The organism is Dyella sp. (genome assembly GCF_036746095.1).
Classification (GTDB): Bacteria; Pseudomonadota; Gammaproteobacteria; order Xanthomonadales; family Rhodanobacteraceae; genus Dyella_B.
The window spans coordinates 57706-77766 of record NZ_DAIOEU010000004.1; the positions used below are offsets into that span (position 1 = coordinate 57706).

Below are 20061 nucleotides of genomic sequence, written 5' to 3' on the forward strand. Positions count from 1 at the left end.
CGCTGTGTTTAAGTGCCGCGCATCCTTAGCGCACAGCCGGCCATGCCCCATATCCTGGTCATCGAAGACGACGAGATCACCGCCCGCGAAATCGCGCTGGAGCTGGCTGCGCACGGCATCAGCGCCGATCGCGTACACGACGGCGCCCAGGGTTTCCAGCGTGCGCTGGAGCCACGCTACGACGCCATCACGCTGGACCTGATGCTGCCCGGCATGGATGGCCTCACCCTGGTCAAGCAACTGCGCGAGCGCGGGATCACCACGCCGGTATTGATGATCAGTGCGCTCGGTGACGTGGACGAACGCGTGCGCGGCCTGCGCGCCGGGGGCGATGACTACCTCACCAAGCCGTTCGCGCCGGACGAGATGGCTGCCCGCATCGAAGTACTGCTGCGCCGGCACCGCCAGGAACATCCCGCGCAAACCAAGCTGCGCGTGGCCGACCTGGAACTGGACATGATCTCGCGCACCGCCCGCCGCGGTGCACGCGAGCTTACGCTGCTGCCCACCGAATACCGCCTGCTGGAATTCCTGATGCGCTATCCCGGCCAGGTGCTGACGCGCGCGATGATCTTCGAAAGTGTGTGGGGCTTGCGCTTCGATCCGGGCACCAACCTCATCGACGTGCATATCGCGCGCTTGCGCCGCAAGGTCGATGGCGAAGGTGATCCTGTATTGATCCGCACCGTTCGTGGATCGGGATACCGCATTGGCTAGCCGTCATTGCCCGCACATCTCCTGCTGCGGCCGCCGAGCCGCCGGCCTGGGACACGCCACCTCCCCGGTCGAGCTCGACGTACTGCGGAGTACGCCTTCACTCGCCCTCAGTGCGTATCGCGCCTCAGGCCGGCGGCGCGACGCCCTCGATACGGAGACATGCGAGCAATGACGGCTCCTGCAAAAAGCTGGTCCATCCATTGGCGCGCCACCACCTCGCGCCTGCTGCTCGCCTATGGGGTGTTCTTCGTCATCTGGGGCATGGTGCTGCTGGGTTTCATCTATTGGGAAACCCGCCACTACCTGGAAAACCGCACTGACACGCAGCTCCGCCAGCAAGTGGGCTACCTGCGCAACCTCGATGAAGACCACATGCTGGTCGCCTTGAACGACTACGTCGTGCTCGAAGAAACCAACTACAACGCCTGGGGTTTATTCGATGCCCAGGGCAAGTGGCTGTACGGCGACATCCTGCAGATTCCCCCGGGTGTCAAACCCGATGCGGCGACTTTGCGCGTACCGACGGAAGAAGTGGTAAGTGGTCCGTTCGCGCCAAAAACCTCGAAGCTTTCGGTGATTGCGGCACGTCTTGCCAGCGGCCAAATCCTTGTGCTTGCACACACCACGCGCATCGCCGCGCAAGTGGGCAGCATCATCTGGCATGCGCTGTGGTGGGGCCTTTCCTTCACGCTCGTCCCGGGCTTGATCGGTGGGTTGATCCTCAACCGCGCGCCACGTCGCCGCATACGCCAGATCGAATCGGCCACGCGCCTGATCGTGCAGGGCGATCTGCGCCGGCGTCTACCCGTAAGCACTCGCGGCGATGAACTGGATCGCCTTGCCGCCATCGTCAACGACATGCTCGATCAGATCGAACGCCTGATGGGCGAGGTGAAAGGCGTGTGCGACAACATCGCGCACGATCTGCGCACGCCGCTCACGCGCCTGCGTTCCCAGCTGTATCGCGTCGAGCAGCAGATGAAGGAAGACGATCCGCATGCAGGGCTGGTCGAACAATGCGTCAGCGACATCGACGAAGTGCTCGCGCGGTTCCGCGCCTTGCTGCGCATTTCCGAACTGGAGGACCGTCGCCGCCGCGAAGGTTTCGTTGCCGTGGATCTCGGACAAACGTTGCAACACGTGCACGAGCTTTACGCCCCGCTGGCCGAAGACCAGTCCTTGCAGTTCGTATTGGACGCCGAGCCGGACCTGCTTGCGCAAGCCGATCCCGATCTTCTGTTCGAGGCCATCGGCAACCTGGTCAGCAACGCCATCAAGTTCACGCCGCCAGGCGGTCGGGTGGAGCTGAGTGCAAAGCGCGTCGAATCCGGCCTGGCGCATATCGAAGTGGCGGATAGCGGCCCCGGCATTCCCGAAGTGCAGCGTCACGCTGTCTGGCAGCGCTTTTATCGCGGCGAAGGTGGCATCGATACCGCCGCCGGCCATGGCCTGGGCCTGAGCATCGTGGCGGCGATCGCCAAGCTCCACGATTTCGATTTGCACATCGAAGGCGGGCAGGGCGGCACGCACATGGTCATGGCCTGCCGCTTGCTGTAGGCAGCAGGCGATACGCGTTCCCTTGCGGCCGCTAGTCGCGCCGTCGGCGGAATGATGCCTCCTCGATTGCCGGAATGCTCATGTCCATCCCGCATGACGAAGGCATGACAATTTTCATGAAACTTTTTTCATGAATGAAACAATCTTCATTCCCGCGAAAGGTGCTGCGTCGCGGCGATCCCGATAATAGGCGCCATCGTCAAGCACGCTGGAAGCCATTGCATGTTGGGTCTGGTTCGCATCGCACTCGCGCGCCCTTACACCTTCGTCGTCCTCGCGTTGTTCATCCTGATCGTCGGTCCACTGGCGGCGCTGCGTACGCCTACCGACATCTTCCCGAACATCGGCATCCCGGTAATCAGCGTGGTGTGGACGTACAACGGCCTTTCGCCCAGTGCGATGTCCGGTCGCGTGATCTACTACTACGAGCGCTCGCTCACCTCTACCGTCAGCGATATCCAGCACATGGAATCGCAATCGCTGCCCGGCATCGGCGTGGTAAAGATTTTCTTCCAGCCAGGCGTGGATATCCGCACTGCCACCGCGCAGGTCACCTCGATCTCGCAGACCGTGCTCAAGCAGATGCCGCCGGGCATCACGCCCCCCCAGATCATCAACTACAACGCGTCCACCGTGCCGGTGCTGCAGCTAGCGTTGTCCAGTACCAAACTGGGCGAACAGACGATTCGCGACCTGGGTCAGAATTTCCTGCGTCCTACGCTGATTTCCGTAGCGGGCACAGCCATTCCCACACCGTATGGCGGCAAGCAGCGGCAAGTGATGCTTGATCTCGATCCGCAGGCGCTCGCAGCGAAGGGGTTGTCGGCGCAGGACGTCGGTACCGCGCTGGCCGCGCAGAACCAGATCGTGCCGGTCGGTGACATCAAAATCGGCAGCGACCAATACACCGTCGAGCTCAACGACAGCCCGACCGCCATCCAGGAACTCAACAACCTGCCGATCAAGACCGTCGATGGCGCCACCATCACCATCGGCCAGGTGGCACACGTACGCGATGGCTCGCCGCCGCAGAACAACGTGGTGCGCGTCGATGGCCATCGCGCGGTGCTGATGCCGATCCTGAAAGGCGGTAACGTATCGACGCTGGACGTGGTAGCCGGCATCAAGAAGCTGCTGCCGCTCGCCGAGGAAACCTTGCCGCCCTCGCTGAAAGTGAAGCTGCTCGGCGATCAATCGATCTTCGTGCGCAGTGCGATCGCATCGGTGGCACGCGAGGGCATCATCGCGGCACTGCTGACGTCGGTGATGATCCTGATCTTCCTCGGCAGCTGGCGTTCCACCGTGATCATCGCGGTGTCGATCCCGCTGGCCGTGCTGTCGGCCATCGCGCTGCTCGCCGCCTTCGGTCAAACCCTCAACGTGATGACGCTGGGCGGTCTCGCGCTCGCGGTGGGCATCCTGGTGGACGATGCGACGGTCACCATCGAGAACATCAACTGGCACCTGGAGCAAGGCAAGGACGTGCATACGTCGATCATGGACGGCGCCAGGCAGATCGTGACGCCGGCCTTTGTTTCGCTGCTGTGCATCTGCATCGTGTTCGTGCCGATGTTCATGCTCAACGGCATTGCCGGCTTCCTGTTCCGGCCGATGGCGCTGGCGGTGATCTTCGCCATGGCATCGTCGTTCGTACTGTCGCGCACGCTGGTGCCGACCATGGCGATGTATCTGCTGAAACCGCATGTGATGGAACCGCCGCCGGGCGATCATCCGGAAGATGCGTACATCAATCATCACGAAGGCGACCAGCATCCGTCGATGAAACGCGGATGGCTGCGCAGCGCACTGGTGCGCTTCCAGCAGAATTTCGAGCACCGTTTCTCCAGGCTGCGCGATGCTTACTACGGCGCGCTATCGCTGGCGCTGGCGGCACGCCGCCGGTTCGTGGTCGGCTTCCTCGCCGTGGTGCTGGTGTCGTTTGCACTGGTGCCCTTCCTCGGGCGCGATTTCTTTCCGACCACGGACTCCGAGGCGATCGCCATCCACGTGCGTGCACCCGTCGGCACCCGCATCGAGGACAGCGCGGCCGAGTTCGATCATGTCGAAGCGGCCATCCGCCGCGTGATTGCGCCGGATCAGCTCGACAGCATCATCGACAACATAGGCCTGCCGCTCAGCGGTACCAACATGGTCTACAACAACAGCGGGACCATCGGTCCGCAGGACGGCGACATCCAGGTGCTGTTGAAGGAAGGCCATGCACCGAGCGCGCAGTACGTGAAGACCTTGCGTGCGGTGCTGCCGCGCGAATTCCCCGGCACCACGTTCGCGTTCCTGCCGGCCGACATGGTCAGCCAGATCCTCAACTTCGGTGCACCCGCACCGCTGGACGTGAAGATTTCCGGCCGCAACAACGCCGCCAACGAAGCATATGCAATTCAACTGCTGCGCAAGATGCGCGAAATTCCGGGCATCGCCGACGTCCGCTTGCAGCAGTCGACCGGTGCGCCGCAATTGAACGTGGACGTGGACCGCGTGCGCGCCGACGAGTTGGGCATCACCGAGCATGACGTCACCAACAGCATGGTCGCCTCGCTGGCTGGCAGTCTGCAGGTGGCGCCGGTGTTCTGGCTCAATCCCAGAAACGGCGTGTCCTACGCGGTGGTGGCGCAAACGCCGCAATACCGCATCGATTCGCTGGCCCAGCTGCAAAGCCTGCCGGTTACTTCCTCGGCGACCGGCGCGCACCAGATCCTTGGCGCGTTGGCGACGATCAAGCGCACGGCCAGCCCAGCGGTGGTAACCCACTACAACATCGCGCCCTCGTTCGACATCTATGCAGCCGTGCAGGGGCGCGATCTTGGCGCGGTCTCCCGCGCCATCCAGAACGTGCTGAATGCGGAAGCGAAGAACCGGCCCAAAGGTTCCATCGTGCAATTGCTCGGCCAGGTCACCGCCATGAACACGGCGTTCTCCGGCCTGCTGTTCGGCCTGCTCGGCGCGATCGTGCTGATCTACATGTTGATCGTGGTGAACTTCCAATCCTGGCTCGATCCGTTCGTGATCATCACCGCGTTGCCCGCGGCGTTGGCCGGCATCGTGTGGATACTGTTCATCACGCACACCACGCTGTCGGTGCCTGCGCTCACCGGTGCGATCATGTGCATGGGCGTGGCGACGGCCAACTCGATCCTGGTGGTGAGCTTCGCGCGCGAACGCCTGGCCGAACATGGCGATGCGATGAAGGCTGCGCTGGAAGCGGGCTTCACGCGCTTCCGCCCGGTGTGCATGACGGCGCTGGCGATGATCATCGGCATGCTGCCGATGGCGCTCACGCAAGAGCAGAACTCGCCGCTGGGCCGCGCCGTGATCGGCGGCCTGTTGTTTGCTACTTGCGCCACCCTGCTGTTCGTGCCCGTGGTCTTCAGCATGGTGCATGGGCGCGAGCAAGGCGCTACGGATTTGAACTCTGTTCCGGGAATTCCCCATGTCGCATAACCCTGCCTCCGTACAAGTCGCGCAGAAACCTCAGCACCTGAAGGCTATCGGCATCGGTGGCGGTGTGCTCGCGGCGCTGGTGGTCGCACTTGGCCTGGGCATCCGTTTTCATCAGCATCACGAATTGGTGCAGTGGACCGATGCGCAGCTCATCCCCAGTGTTCGCGTCGTGTCCGCGGCCGATCCTGCCAAAAATCACCTCATCACGCTGCCAGGCCATTTGCAGGCCTGGGATAGCGCGCCGATCCATGCGCGCGTCGGCGGCTATCTGAAAGCCTGGTACAAGGACATCGGCGACAAAGTGAAGGCCGGCGACGTGCTTGCCGTGATCGATACGCCGGAACTCGACCAACAGCTTGAACAGGCCAGGGCGGTGCTGACCAAGGCGCAAGCCGATGCCAACCTGGCCAATATCACTTCCAGGCGCTGGCAGCATTTGCTTGGCTCGGATTCGGTCTCCAAGCAGGAGGCGGATGAAAAGGTCGGCGAAGCCGCGGCTGCGCAGGCCACGGTCCTGGCAGCGAAGGCCGACGTGGATCGCCTGCAGGCACTGGAGTCGTTCAAGAAGATCGTGGCGCCGTTCGACGGCGTGGTTACGGCGCGTCGTACGGACGTGGGTGACTTGATCACCGCCAACAACGAAAGCGGCCCCGAACTGTTCAGCGTCGCCGATACCGCCCGCATGCGCTTGTATGTGCCGGTGCCCGAGGTGGACGCCAATGCGATCAAGCCGGGCATGACGGTCACGCTCAGCGTGCCGGAACAGCCGGGGCGCACGTTCAAGGCCACGCTGATCGGCAACTCCCATGCCATCAACCAAAGCTCCGGCAGCCTGCTCGCCCAGTTCGTCGCCGACAACGGCGATGAAGGGCTCAAACCCGGCGACTACGCGGATGTTCAATTGGCCCTGCCGGTCGATCCGCACATCGTGAGCGTGCCGTCCAGCGCGTTGATCTTCCGCGACAAGGGAGCGCAGGTGGCGGTGCTGGGGCCAGACAGCCGCGCGCATCTGCACGACGTGCATATCGCTGTAGACATGGGCACCACGCTGCAGATCGACAAAGGACTGAGCCTGGATGATCGCGTGATCGAGAATCCGCCCGATTCGCTGATGGATGGCGACAAAGTGAGCGTGGACACCGATACCGACCAGCAACTGGCCGCGAACGATACGGGGAAGCACGGTGAATCGGCTCACTAAACGTTCCCTCATGGCGATCATGCTGGCGACGCTTGGCGGTTGCTCGCTGGCGCCGGCGTACCGCACGCCGGCGTTGCCGCCGATGCCGGCAAACTTCAAGGAAGGCGATACCGCCTGGAAAGTGGCGGCTCCCGCGGACGAGGCATCGCATGGCAATTGGTGGGCGGTGTACCGCGATGACACCTTGAGCCGGCTGGAAACCCGGCTCGATGCCGACAACCCCGGGCTGGCCGCCGCCTTGGCCAGGTACGACGCGGCGCGCGCCTTCGAAAGCCAGTTCAGCGCAGGTCTGTTTCCGCACCTGGATGCGGAGGCCAATCCGCTGCGCGCACGCCAGTCGAACAACCGTCCTTTGCGCGGCAGCAACCAGCCTGACGAATACGACAGCGATACGGTCGGTGTCGGCGCCAGCTATGACCTTGATTTGTGGGGACGCATCCGCAACGAAATCGGCGCGGGCCATGCATTGGCGCAGGCGGCACAAGCCGACCTCGCTTCGGCCAAGTTGAGCCTGGAGGCGCAGCTTGCTGGCGACTACGTGCGCCTGCGCGGCTACGACATCCAGGTGCGCATCTTGCAGGATGCGTTGAACGCCTATCAGCATGCACTCGTGCTTACGCAGAATCGCCATAGCGGTGGCGTGGCGTCCGGCCTCGACGTGTCGCGCGCGCAGGCACAGCTTGATGATGCGCAGGCGCAGGTAACCGATGTGCTGGCGCAGCGCGCATTGTCCGAGCATGCCATCGCGGCGCTGGTTGGCGAGCCCGCATCCAGCTTCTCGATCGCACCCGAACAGGACCAGCTCGAGGTCCCGCTGACACCGGTCGGCGTGCCTTCCACGTTATTGGAGCGGCGCCCCGATATCGCCGCAGCCGAGCGGCGCGTGTTTGCCGCCAACGCGGGCATCGGCGTGGCACGCGCGGCGTTCTTTCCGGACATCAGCCTGCAGGGCAGCTACGGTTTTCAGGACACCGGCATGAACAACCTGCTCGCCATCGGCAATCGCTTCTGGGCGTTGGGGCCGCTGGCGACGTTGAACCTGTTCGACGCCGGCCTGCGGCGTGCAGAGCTGCGTGAAGCGCATGCGCGATTTGCGCAAACATCAGCCGATTATCGCCAAACGGTGCTCACCGCTTTCCGCGAAGTGGAAGACGATCTGGCGCTGTTGCAGCAGCTGGGCATGGAAGCCAGGCAGGAAGACCAGGCGTTCGCCGCCGCGCAGCAGACCTTGAACATCGCCACCAACCGTTATCGGGAAGGCATCGTGAATTATCTCGATGTAGTGGTCGCGCAAACGGCCGCCTTGTCGGCGCAACGCAATGCGGAGACGATCCGTACGCGTCGGTTGCAGGCGAGCGTGGATTTGATTCGTGCGATCGGTGGCGGATGGGCGCGTGATACGGCGGGGATGGATGCTCCTGCGACGGCAAAGGCCGAGTAGCCTGCGCGGCAGAATGATGATCGCGAGGGTGCCTTACCCTGAGGGCGCACTTGCCGGCAACCCCTGCCAACCGCTCAATACAAATCAACTGGATCCACATCCAACGACCAGCGCACCTTGCGCGCACCAGGCAACTGCGCCAACTGCGCCGACCACGGCCGCATCGCCGCATGCAAATCGCGCCGGCTGGCCGACTCAATCAGCAATTGCCCGCGCTGACGTCCCGCACGCAATGGCATCGGCGCCGGCATGGGCCCGGCAATCTGCAACGCATCGCTAGCCGGCAACGCGGCGCACGCCTCGGCAAGAAATGCATCTACCGCCGCGCGCTGGTGCGCATCACAACGCAACAGCACTTGGTGGCCGTACGGCGGCAAGCCGGCTTGCTTGCGTTCCGCGAGCAAGGTTTTCGCCGCGGCGGCGTAGCCTTGCGCCAGCAACGTATGCAGCAGCGGATGAGCGGGATGATGCGTCTGCAGCAACACGCGTCCGGGTTTGCGCGCACGTCCCGCGCGGCCGGCCACTTGCACCGTCAGTTGGGCGAGCCGTTCGCCGGCGCGGAAATCGACGCTGAGCAGACCTTCGTCCACGCCGACGATGGCGACCAAGGTGAGGTTCGGCAGATCGTGGCCCTTGGCCAGCATCTGCGTGCCGACCAGGATGGCCGGTGCATCGTCAGTCAGATGGCCCAATAGCTGTTCGAACGCATCGCGCCGGCGCGTGGTTTCGCGATCGATACGCAACACCGGCACTTGCTGGAAATGCGCGGTAAGCGCTTCTTCCAGTCGCTCGGTGCCTTGGCCTTGCGGTTTCAAATCCTGGCCGCCGCACACGGGGCAAGCTGGTGGCACCGGCGCTTGCAGGTCGCAATGATGGCAAACCAGCTTGCGCCAGGCGGCATGCAGGGTCAGTGGGTGCTCGCAGCGCGGACATTCCGCGTGCCAGCCGCAGCTATGGCACAACAGCACCGGCGCATAGCCGCGGCGGTTGCGAAACACCAATGCTTGTTCGCCACGTGCAACGGTTTCGCCAACGGCATGCAGGAGGGCCGGCGACAAGCCGTGTTCCAGCCGCTGCGCGCGCATGTCGATGATCTGCACCTGTGGCGGATGCGTGGCAGCCGGACGCGAACGCAAATGCAGCGCGCGATAGCGCCCGGCCTCGACGTTGGCGAGACTTTCCAGCGACGGCGTGGCGGAGCCGAGCAGCACCGGCACTTGCAAGGCACGCGCACGCACCAGTGCAAGATCGCGCCCGTGATAGCGAAAGCCTTCTTGTTGCTTGTAGGCACCATCGTGTTCTTCGTCGACGATGATCAAACCCGCATGCGGCAGTGGCGTGAATACCGCCGAGCGCGTACCGAGCACCACCTTCGCCTCACCCGCGCGCATGCGCAGCCACGCGCGTGCGCGTTCGCCTTCGGCCAGGTTGGAATGCAGCACTTCCACCGGTACGCCCAGCCGTTCGCGCAGGCGGCGCGCGGTTTGCGGGGCCAGGCCGATCTCCGGCACCAGCAGCAGCGCTTGCTTGCCTTGTGCCAGCGTGCGTTCGATCAGCGAAAGATAGACCTCCGTCTTGCCGCTGCCGGTGATGCCATCGAGCAGGAACGGCTGGAAGCGGCCGAAGGCTTCCGTTACTGCCGCGACCGCCGCTTCTTGTTCGGCGTGCAGCGCAAGCTTGGGTGCTTTGGGAAAGAAACCTGCCGCCGGCGCCGGTTCACCGCGCTCGATCAAGCCAGCGCCGGCCAGACGCCGCGCGGCCGGTCGCCAGTCGGGCACAGACACATCCAGTTCTGCGGCCGACATTGGCCCGGCGAGCAAGGTCTGCAACAACGCACGACTGCCGCCGCGTCGGCTGCCGGCGTCCAGGGCGCTGCGCCCGGCGATGGTCAACTGCCAGATCGGTTCCTGGGTTTCCGGCAACGCTTTGTCTTCGCGCAGCAACAGTGGCAAGGCGTTGGCATAGGCTTCGCCGGGTGCGCCGAGCCAGTAGTCGGCGGCCCAGGCCAGGGTTTGCATCAGTTCGGCATCCAGCAGCGGCGCGTCATCCAGCACGCGCAGTACGCGCTTGAGTTTTGCGCTGCCCACCTGCGCAGGCACATCCGCCTGCACGACGACGCCCACCGACTTGTTGCGGCCAAAGGGCACAAGCACACGGCTGCCGACGGTCGCCGCGCCGTTGGCCGGTGGCAAGTAGTCGAACAAGGTGGGAAGTGGAACCGGCAGGGCAACACGAAGAACGAATGGCATGGCTGAGTGTATCGTGCGCGACCGTCGGAACCGCTGGCATCTGCCTGTAGGCAACATGCAGGGCAAGCTTGCCGGCGATTGCTAGGCTGTCATCTAGGAAAAACGCCTAAGTGACTCATCGGCACATGTTTTTTCGCTTATCCACAAGAGCTGTGGATAAGTCTGTGGATGCGCCGTTGAGAGGAGGCCGTTTCGCGCATCAAACCGGCCCTTGTGACAGGCTGTTCAACTTTTGACCAGCTAAAAATTATCATCTGCATCAATGGGTTGAAAGGCCGGCATGGTTTCGTTCAAGGTGGGCTCACGGGCTTGACACACGAGTATGTCAATACCTTGACGCTGTGCAAAACCGTTGTTCCATGCTTCCTGAAATGCCACTCAGTGAGCCAGGCCAAGGGTCGCCGCGACCGTCAGAACCAGCAGCAGCAGCCAGAAATAGCACCACCCTACGCACCAGTACTTCAGCAGCGTCATCGCCCAGCCCTGGCGGTACACCCGCTTCTGCATGATCAACAGGTAGGCCGGCACCCATAGGATCAAGCCCGCCTGCAGCAGGCCCGCCACGTAACCGGCCCAGGCAGCGACCGGCCGCAGCCAGGTGTTGAGCATTCCGGCGATCACGATCAGCAGCAGGCTTACGAACAGGAATGCATGGCTGTGCAGGGAGACGATCAGGTGCTCCATGTAGAGTCGCCGCTTGAAGATGTAGAACAGCTTCAGCAGCAAGGCGAACACCGGCACGAGCACCAGCATGGTGCCAGGCAGCGCGCCATAGATCCCGGCTTCCAGATGTTCCCAGGCTTCGCGGCGCTCGGCGGTCGTGCCCCGCTTGAGCGTCCGCATGTTCTTCCTGATGTGATCGCCGAATTCGGTCAGGCGCTCATTGGCAAAAGCCGGTAGCCAGCCGATGTGGACCGGCTGCTCCCGGTTGCTGGCGCCTTCGTTTTGTTCATTGGGTGGCTTGCTGGCGGTCGATGCACTGGCTGGCGCACCCAGCTCGGCGAGCCGCGCGGTGGCCTGCTCGTGCAGTTTCTGTTCGGTCTGGTCGATCTGCGCCACGATGGCGGCATTGCCGATGGCACGCGTGGCTTCCAGTGCCTGCAGCTTGGTATCGAGCTGGCGTCGGACCTGCTGTGCGGTTTGCGCTTGCGAGAAATCGGCATCCTGATCGATGACGACGGCGCTGCGCTGATGGCGGTGCTCGATGCGTTGCGCAATCACGTCGGTGGCCAGGTGCAGCACGAAAAACGACAGCAGGCACAACACGAACATCAGCCGGAACGGCGCGATATAGCGCACCCGCCGTCCGCTGAAATATTCCAGCGTGAGATAGCCGGGTTTCAGGAACAGCGCCGGCAACGTGTGCAGGATGCGCCCGTCGATATGTAGGAAGGTTTCGAAGAATTCCTCGAACAAGCCATGCACCGGCCGCAGCACGCTATGCACGGATTGGCCGCAGTGATGGCAGAACTCGCCCTGCAACGGCGCCTGGCAGTTGGCGCAGAGCGCGCCTTCGTAGGAGATCAAGTCCTTCATGCGAGCGTTCCCCTGGTGCAGCGTTGAATCTTGGCGGCTGGGCAGCAAATTGGGAATAGGGCGCTTGTAGGCCTGCCTCAAAGCCATTTCAGAGCGAGTCGTCATTCCGGCGCAGGCCGGAATCCAGTAAAAAAAATGATGTGCGAAGCACACGACATAAAGATTTTGAGTGCTTCGCACAGCGTATTTGATCTGGATTCCGGCCTGCGCCGGAATGACCAACATCCCGATAGCCGCGGCCCCCACAGTACAATGCCCGGCCCGGAGAATTCTCATCCATGAAGCCCATCCATCTCGACCGAGCCCGGGTCTGGCGGGAGATCTGTGCCACGGTGCACCTCGCCCTGCCGCTGATGCTCGCCCAGCTCGCCGCCATCGGCAGCAACGTCATCGACGCGGTGCTCGCCGGTCACGTCGGTGCGCACGTGCTGGGTTCGGTGGCGGTCGGTGCGAGCATCTGGTCGCTGGCGATCGTCAGCGGCATCGGCATGATGATGGCGGTGCCGCCGTCGGTCTCGCAGCTCGATGGTGCTGGCCGCCGCCACGAAGCGGGCCAGGTCTTTCATCAGGCGCTGTGGTTGGCGCTGGCGATGGGTGTGCTGCTGTGGTTTCTGGTGCGGCACGCCGAACCGCTGATCAAGCTGATCGGCGTGTCGCCCAGCTTGTATACCGATGTTGGCGAATTCCTGCGTGCGATCAGTTGGGGCGCGCCCGCGCTCACCTGTTACTTCGCGTTGCGCGGCTTGTCCGAAGGTTTGTCGCTGACGCGGCCTTCGATGTATTTCAGCTTCGGTGGTCTGGTGCTGCTGGTGCCGCTCGGCTACATCTTCATGTTCGGCAAGCTGGGTTTGCCGCCGCAGGGTGCGCGCGGCTGCGGCATCGCCACGGCGACGGTGCTATGGATCGAGATGCTTTCGTTCGGCACTTACATTGCCGTGCATCGCAACTACCAGGGGCTTGGCGTGTTCACGCATTTCGAATGGCCGGACTTCAAGCGCATCGGCCAGCTGGTGCACATCGGCCTGCCGATGGCGATCACCTTGCTGGCCGAAGGCGGCTTGTTCGTCGCCGCGGCGTTGCTGATAGGCACCATGGGCGAAGACATGGTGGCCAGCCACCAGGTGGCGTTGAACGTGGCGGCGCTGTTCTTCATGGTGCCGCTCGGCCTGGCGATGGCGATCACCGTGCGCGTGGGCAATGCGGTCGGGCGCGGCGACCCCGCCGGCATTCGCTATGCCGGTTTCTGCGGAATCGGGCTTACGCTGGTGACGCAGGCTGTTTCGGCGGGCCTGATGCTGGGTTTCCCGCAGCTGATCGCTTCGCTCTATACCCATGACAAGACGGTGATCGCCCTGGCCGCCCAATTGCTGGTGCTGGCCGGGCTGTTCCAGTTTTCCGACGGCATCCAGGTGGCCTCCAACGGCGCCTTGCGTGGGCTCAAAGACACACGCGTGCCGATGGCGATCACGCTGTTCGCTTACTGGGGCGTGGGCATGCCGGTGGGATGGTGGCTGGCCTTCCACCACGGCCTGGGTGCGCGGGGTATCTGGATGGGCCTGATCGCCGGATTGAGCATGGCGGCCTTGTTGCTGTTCGTGCGCTTCTGGCGCAGTTCCTACCGGCATCAACCCGGGACGTTTGGCCCTGTTGCATCGGCGGCGGCTGATGCCACGATCCCCTCATGACTCATGTACCCTCAAGGCCGTCATTCTCGCGCAAGCGGGAATCCATGTTGCTCTGACGCACCCATAAAAATGGATTCCCGCTTGCGCGGGAATGACGCCATGGGGATAGCCACCACCTAAGGACCTCAAAGCGTTTATGAGTACACCACCGCCCCTGGGCCGCTCACGGCAACCGAACGGATTCCTCGCCTTCCTGCGCGTACTCGGGCGCGGCCTCAATCTCGTGCGGTTGATCATTCTCAACGTGGTGTTCTTTGCATTCCTCGGCTTGTTCGCGCTGGTGCTGGTGGCGATCGGCGCCGCCAAGCACATCAACGACATCCAGGACAGCAGCGTATTGGTGCTGCGGCCGGAAGGTCGGCTGGTGGAGCAGTACAGCGTCAGCCCGCTGCAACGCGCGGCATCCAAGCTGTCCGGCGACGAAGCAAAGGAAGTGCAAGTACGCGACCTGGTCAATGCCATCGACGCGGCGGCCAAGGATTCGCGCATCACGCGCATCCTGCTCGATCCGAGCCATCTGCAAAGCGGTGGTTTTGCCGCCTTGACGGAAGTAGGCGCGGCGCTCGACCGCTTTCGTGCTGCCGGCAAGCCGGTGATTGCCTGGGGGCCGCAGCTCGATCAATACCAATACGTCCTCGCCGCGCATGCCGATCGCGTGCTGCTGGATCCGCAAGGCGGCCTGTTCATCACCGGCCTTTCCAACTACCGCCTGTTCTACAAGGATCTGCTCGACAAGCTGGGCGTGAACGTCTACCTGTTCCGCGTTGGCCAGTTCAAGAGTGCGGCCGAGCCGTTCATCCTCGATCACGCATCGCCCGAAGCCAAGCAAGCCGATAGCTACTGGATGGGCGGACTGTGGGACGAATACGTCAACGATGTCGCCAAGCTGCGCAAGCTCGACCCCGCCACGGTGCGCGCGGACATCAACGACCTGCCTGATCGCCTGGCCACGGCGCAGGGCGACCTCGCCAAGCTGGCGGTGGACGAGCACCTGGTCGATGGTCTGGCCACGCGCGAGGAACTGATCGACATGCTGCGCAAGCAGGGCGTGCCTGCCGGCAAGGATGGCCACGGTATCCGCGGCGTTGCGCTGGACGGTTATGCCGCCGCCATGCCCAGCCGCGACAAGGCGGGGGCGGATGCCGTCACCGTGGTGGTGGCCGAAGGCGACATTACCGGCGGCAAGCAGCAGCCCGGTTCGATCGGCGGCGAATCCACCGCGGCGCTGATTCGCGCCGCACGCGAAAACAAGCGCACCAAAGCCTTGGTGCTGCGCGTGAACTCGCCCGGCGGCGAAGTGTATGCAGCCGAAGAAATCCGCCGCGAAGTGGAACTCACGCGCAAGGCCGGCATCCCCGTCATCGTGTCGATGGGCGACGTCGCGGCCAGCGGCGGTTATTGGATCTCGATGAACGCGAACGAGATCTACGCCGAGCCCAACACCATCACCGGTTCCATCGGCATCTTCGGCATGTTCTTCACCGTGCCCGATGCGCTGAGCAAGCTGGGCATCACCAGCGACGGCGTGGGCACGGCACCATTGGCGGGCGCCTTCAACATCACCCGTCCGCTTGATCCGAAAGTCGGCACGGTGATCCAGTCGATCATCAACAAGGGCTACCGCGATTTCGTCGGCGGGGTGGCGAAGGCACGCGGCAAGGATTACGCCGCGATCGACGCCATTGCACAGGGGCGCGTGTGGACCGGTAGCCAGGCGCAGCAGCGCGGCTTGGTGGATCAGCTTGGCGGGCTCGATGCGGCCATTCAAAAAGCCGCTGACCTGGCGAAGCTCGGCAAGGATTACGCTGTGCGCTATCAGGAACAGCCGATGGGCGCGTTCGAGCGCTTCATGTTGAGCTTCAATCAATCGGCGATGGTGGCCGGCTTGCAGGCTTATGGCGTGCGCTTGCCGAGCTGGGTCGCGCAATTGCCGATGCTGGCGCCGGAACTGCAAATGCTGCGCACGGCGCAAGCGGGACATTTGAACGTCTATTCGTATTGCTTCTGCTCGGCACGCTGAAGCACCTGGGTTGTGGGGTAAGCGGAACGCGAACCCCAACATCCACGAATGCGTGCCATGGTTGGGTTCGGCTGCGGCTCAGCCCAACCTATGCCACCAGCCAACCGCTTCGTCGGCAATGGCATCCACCGCTTCGGTTGCATCCACGGCAAGCACCCACGGCTCGCCGTCCGGCACTTCCAGATCACGAAACTGGCTATCCACCAGCGAAGCCGGCATGAAATGCCCGGCCCGATGCGCCACGCGCGCGCTTGCTTGCGCAGGCGTCAGCGCCAGAAAAACAAAACCAAGTTCGGGCACTGCGGCGCGCAGCGTGTCGCGGTAACGTCGCTTGAGCGCAGAGCAGGTCACCACGACGCGTTCGCATGTGGCAAGCCGATCGACGCTTTCCTGCGCCAGATGTTCCAGCCAGCCTTGCCGATCCTCATCGGTCAACGGAATGCCCGCACTCATCTTGCGGACATTTTCCGGCGGATGAAACGCATCGCCCTCGATGAGGAACGCACCGGTGCGTTCGCAAATGGCCGCGGCAATGGTCGATTTGCCGCAACCGGTCACACCCATGATGACAACGGCACGCATCACGCCCATCTTCCTGTTCGAAAGATGGGCAGGGTAAAGCGATGGCTTATGCAGGGGAAGCTCATAACGCGAGCCGCGTAGGTTGTGCTAGCGATAATGACGTTGACTTGAGCCGTCGTCCCGGCCTTCGCAGGGACGACGGTTCAATGTGTTTTTCAGGCAGCCATTTCTTCTTTTTCGGTGACTACCACCGGCAGGCGAATCAAATAGTCGAACGCACTCAACGATGCCTTCGCGCCGTCGCCCATCGCAATCACGATCTGCTTGAACGGGGTAGTGGTCACGTCGCCTGCCGCAAACACCCCCGGCACCGACGTCCTGCCATGCGCGTCCACCTCGATCTCGCCGCGCGGCGACAGCTTCACCGCACCCTTCAACCATTCCGTATTGGGCAGCAGGCCGATCTGCACGAACACACCTTCCAGTGCCACCTGCTGGCTCTGGCCATTGCTGCGATCGGTGTAGGTCAAGCCGGTGACCTTGTTGCCGTCGCCGGTCACTTGCGTGGTCTGCGCACTCACGATCACTTTCACGTTCGGCAGGCTGCGCAGCTTGCGTTGCAGCACTTCATCCGCACGCAGCTTGCTGTCGAACTCGAACAGCGTGACGTGATCCACGATGCCGGCGAGGTCGATCGCTGCCTCCACGCCGGAATTGCCGCCGCCGATCACCGCCACGCGCTTGCCCTTGAACAACGGGCCATCGCAGTGCGGGCAGTAGGTGACACCCTTGTTGCGGTATTCCTGCTCGCCCGGCACGTTCATGTTGCGCCAGCGCGCGCCGGTCGAAAGAATGACCGTCTTCGCTTTCAGGGCTGCACCGCTGGCCAGCCGCACTTCGATCAGGCCGCCTTCTTCCGATGCCGGGATCAACTGCTCGGCGCGCTGCAGGTTCATCACGTCCACGTCGTATTCGTGCACGTGCTGCTCCAGCGACGCGGCCAGCTTCGGGCCCTCGGTGTAGCTGACGGAGATGAAGTTCTCGATCGCCATCGTATCCAGCACCTGGCCGCCAAAGCGCTCGGCCGCCACGCCAGTGCGAATGCCTTTGCGCGCCGAATAGATCGCCGCCGCGGCACCAGCCGGGCCGCCGCCCACCACCAGCACCTCGAAGGGTGCCTTGGCATTGAGCTTTTCCGCATCGCGCTTGGCGGCGCCGCTATCCAGGCGGCCGACAATCTGCTCGATCGACATGCGTCCCTGGTCGAACGGCTGGCCGTTGAGGAACACGGTCGGCACCGCCATCACCTGGCGCTCGTTCACTTCGTCCTGGAACAGCGAGCCATCGATCGCGACATGCTTGATGTTCGGATTGAGCACGCTCATCAGGTTCAGCGCCTGCACCGTATCCGGGCAGCTGTGGCAGCTGAGCGACATGAAGGTCTCGAACACAAATTCGCCTTCCAGGTTGCGCACCTGTTCGATCAGCTCCGGTTCCACCTTCGGCGGATGGCCACCGACTTGCAGCAGCGCCAGCACCAGCGAGGTGAACTCGTGGCCGAGCGGAATGCCGGCAAAGCGCACGCTGACGTCGGTGCCGCTGCGGGTGATCGCAAAGGAAGGCTTGCGCGCCTCAACGCCATTCGTGCGCAGCGAGACCTTCGGCGACAGCGATTCGATGTCGCGCAGCAACCCCAGCAATTCCTGCGACGGGGCGCTGTCATCGATAGAGGCAACCAGCTCGATCGGATGGGTCACCCTTTCCAGATAAGCCCTGAGTTGTTCTTTCAGATCGTTGTCCAGCATGGCGCTTCTCCATCAATACTTAAGTTTGGAGTAGACGCCGCCGGCACCCGGTAAAACATGGATGGACGACGTCTGCTCGAGGTATAGGGTGCGGGCCCGGTGGGAGGGGAGGGGGTACCGGGCCCGCAGGCGATCACCCGTTGCGGGGATCGCCAAAACTTGCACTTAGATCTTGCCGACCAGGTCCAGCGACGGCTTCAGCGTGGCGGCGCCTTCCTTCCACTTGGCCGGGCACACCTCACCCGGATGGGAAGCGACGTACTGCGCGGCCTTTACCTTGCGCAGCAGCTCGCTGGCGTCGCGGCCGATGCCGTTGTCGTGGATTTCGCATACCTTGATCACGCCTTCCGGATTGATCACGAAGGTGCCGCGCAGCGCCAGGCCTTCCTCTTCGATCATCACGTCGAAGTTGCGGGTCAGCGCACCGGTCGGATCGCCCACCAGCGGGTACTGCACCTTCTTGATCGCGTCGGAGGTGTCGTGCCATGCCTTGTGCGCGAAATGCGTGTCGGTGGAAACACCGTAGACCTCAACGCCCAGCTTCTGGAACTCGGCGTAATGGTCGGCCAGGTCTTCCAGTTCGGTCGGGCACACGAAGGTGAAGTCGGCGGGGTAGAACACCACCACGGACCACTTGCCCTTCAGCGAAGCCTCGGTCACATCGATGAACTTGCCATCCTTGAATGCGGTGGCCTTGAACGGTTTGATTTCGGTGTTGATCAGCGACATCTGCTTTTCTTCCGTTGAGTGGTTGGTAAGGGGGATTGGTTTGCAAGAATAGGGGCGGTCTATCGAAAGGGCCAATTGATTGTTGGGATCAGTATCATTCATGGCGCCTATCGGCGCCTGAGGCCGCCTGTCAATCGTTGCCAAAAGGCTGGCCGTGTCTGCATGCCCGGAAAAACGGCGCTGGTTCCGTCTTTCAAGGGGACATTCCTCAACAAACCGGGGCGACCGCCTTGAAGGAGCGCACCATAACATGGTGCCAATTCAATACCTGTCAAAGGGGTCGCTCGCATCGTGCCCGACTTTGCACGTAGCGAATCCACGCTGTGCTTTCTCTTCGCCGCTCCGGGGCTGTGGCTCCTTTCCCTATGCGCACGGTCGCTCGACCACGTCTTTTGCGACAAGAACGCCACCGCATTGAACGTCGGGATTTTTGATCTTTCCTTCACGAAGTCGACGCAAGTGGCCCAAGCGACATCACATGAGTCCGCCTCCGTGCGGATGTCCACGCGTCCTCCATCAGGCAACGACACCCACTGCACGATTCGGATTGCTTAATGGCGGAAGCTAAGCAACCGTGGACGGGCATGGATCGGATGCACGATGTGGCCCAATGGCTGCACCTTATCGCGCTCGGCACACTGGGCCTGGCTTGGCTTTGGGCCGTCGCGATCTTTGTGCACGTCACCGGTCATCCGCAGCGCATGGGCATCATGGATGGCGCGTGGCAGGTAGCCGCGTTGTTCGCGCACGACGTGGGTGCTGATCCGACATGTATGTTTTGGCGTGCCGGATGTGGGGGATGTGCCCGGCAGGCAGCGCGACCCGGCGCCGTTACCTGTGGCGATGGCGAAAAGCAGCTTGCATTGCGGCAGCGGTTGCACGGTCGGCGGGCCCCGAGCCAGGGCCTTGCCGCTGCCGTTAAAGCAGACAGCCCGTCGCTGGCTGCATGGCAGGTAGGTATGGGCGGCGTGATGGCGTTGATCCAATCCCCGATGTTTGTGCCGGTGTGGGGCGCCCGGATGCCGGCCAGCCAGCCGGGGTCCTGGCTGGCGACGCAATGGGCGATGGTAGGCGGCTTCATCACCAGTTGCCCGGTAAACGGGTGGCCGCTCTGTATTGGCATCAAACACGCGATGTGAC

Annotated in this window: 13 protein-coding genes; 8 read left to right on the forward strand and 5 right to left on the reverse strand. The window is 63.1% G+C overall.

Features of this window, described 5'->3' with window-relative positions; all coding sequences use genetic code 11:
* Positions 1 to 42 precede the first annotated feature (42 nt).
* The 5 genes from V7M64_RS03440 to V7M64_RS03460 all read left to right on the forward strand — a co-directional run bounded on the left by V7M64_RS03440 (position 43) and on the right by V7M64_RS03460 (position 8375).
* Positions 43 to 717 carry a response regulator transcription factor gene (locus V7M64_RS03440; RefSeq protein ID WP_333677037.1) on the forward strand — a complete coding sequence of 225 codons (675 nt, stop codon included), beginning with the start codon at positions 43 to 45 and terminating at the stop codon, positions 715 to 717.
* A gap of 168 nt (positions 718 to 885) precedes the next feature.
* On the forward strand, positions 886 to 2274 hold the full coding sequence (locus V7M64_RS03445; RefSeq protein WP_333677038.1) for a HAMP domain-containing sensor histidine kinase: 1389 nt from the start codon (positions 886 to 888) through the stop codon (positions 2272 to 2274).
* Positions 2275 to 2496: 222 nt separating this feature from the next.
* Positions 2497 to 5733, forward strand: coding sequence for an efflux RND transporter permease subunit (locus tag V7M64_RS03450; RefSeq protein ID WP_333677039.1), 3237 nt, complete (start codon positions 2497 to 2499; stop codon positions 5731 to 5733).
* Complete coding sequence (locus V7M64_RS03455) at positions 5723 to 6934, forward strand: efflux RND transporter periplasmic adaptor subunit (protein WP_333677041.1); 1212 nt, start codon at positions 5723 to 5725, stop codon at positions 6932 to 6934. Before V7M64_RS03450 ends, V7M64_RS03455 begins: the two co-directional genes overlap by 11 nt.
* 10 nt (positions 6935 to 6944) lie before the next feature.
* The gene (locus tag V7M64_RS03460) at positions 6945 to 8375 is read left to right on the forward strand and encodes an efflux transporter outer membrane subunit (RefSeq protein ID WP_333677043.1); all 1431 of its coding nucleotides are present in this window, start codon (positions 6945 to 6947) and stop codon (positions 8373 to 8375) included.
* 74 nt (positions 8376 to 8449) lie between these two features.
* On the opposite strand, the gene V7M64_RS03465 is transcribed toward V7M64_RS03460, so the two are convergent.
* Together V7M64_RS03465 and V7M64_RS03470 are read right to left on the reverse strand one after the other, a co-directional pair.
* A complete protein-coding gene (locus V7M64_RS03465) occupies positions 8450 to 10624 on the reverse strand; it encodes a primosomal protein N' (RefSeq protein ID WP_333677044.1) in 2175 nt (724 codons plus the stop codon).
* A 378-nt stretch (positions 10625 to 11002) separates the two neighbouring features.
* Positions 11003 to 12160 carry a DUF3667 domain-containing protein gene (locus tag V7M64_RS03470; protein ID WP_333677046.1) on the reverse strand — a complete coding sequence of 386 codons (1158 nt, stop codon included), beginning with the start codon at positions 12158 to 12160 and terminating at the stop codon, positions 11003 to 11005.
* A 278-nt stretch (positions 12161 to 12438) separates the two neighbouring features.
* Between V7M64_RS03470 and V7M64_RS03475 the strand changes: the two genes are divergently transcribed.
* Both V7M64_RS03475 and sppA read left to right on the forward strand, forming a co-directional pair.
* Positions 12439 to 13845: an MATE family efflux transporter gene (locus tag V7M64_RS03475; RefSeq protein WP_333677048.1), complete on the forward strand. Its 1407-nt coding sequence runs from the start codon at positions 12439 to 12441 to the stop codon at positions 13843 to 13845.
* Between the two features lie 136 nt (positions 13846 to 13981).
* Positions 13982 to 15865: a signal peptide peptidase SppA gene (sppA, locus tag V7M64_RS03480; protein WP_333677049.1), complete on the forward strand. Its 1884-nt coding sequence runs from the start codon at positions 13982 to 13984 to the stop codon at positions 15863 to 15865.
* Between the two features lie 78 nt (positions 15866 to 15943).
* Here sppA and V7M64_RS03485 read toward each other — a convergent pair whose 3' ends face one another.
* The 3 genes from V7M64_RS03485 to ahpC form a co-directional block, all read right to left on the reverse strand.
* On the reverse strand, positions 15944 to 16447 hold the full coding sequence (locus V7M64_RS03485; protein WP_333677051.1) for a gluconokinase: 504 nt from the start codon (positions 16445 to 16447) through the stop codon (positions 15944 to 15946).
* Positions 16448 to 16602: 155 nt separating this feature from the next.
* Entirely contained in the window at positions 16603 to 18192 is a 1590-nt protein-coding gene (gene ahpF / locus V7M64_RS03490; RefSeq protein ID WP_333677053.1) for an alkyl hydroperoxide reductase subunit F, read from the reverse strand.
* 165 nt (positions 18193 to 18357) lie between these two features.
* Positions 18358 to 18921, reverse strand: a complete 564-nt coding sequence (gene ahpC, locus V7M64_RS03495; RefSeq protein WP_333677055.1) for an alkyl hydroperoxide reductase subunit C — start codon at positions 18919 to 18921, stop codon at positions 18358 to 18360.
* Positions 18922 to 19475: 554 nt separating this feature from the next.
* Here ahpC and V7M64_RS03500 point away from each other — a divergent pair.
* The gene (locus V7M64_RS03500) at positions 19476 to 20060 is read left to right on the forward strand and encodes a DUF4396 domain-containing protein (protein WP_333677056.1); all 585 of its coding nucleotides are present in this window, start codon (positions 19476 to 19478) and stop codon (positions 20058 to 20060) included.
* The last annotated feature ends 1 nt before the right edge of the window (position 20061 follow it).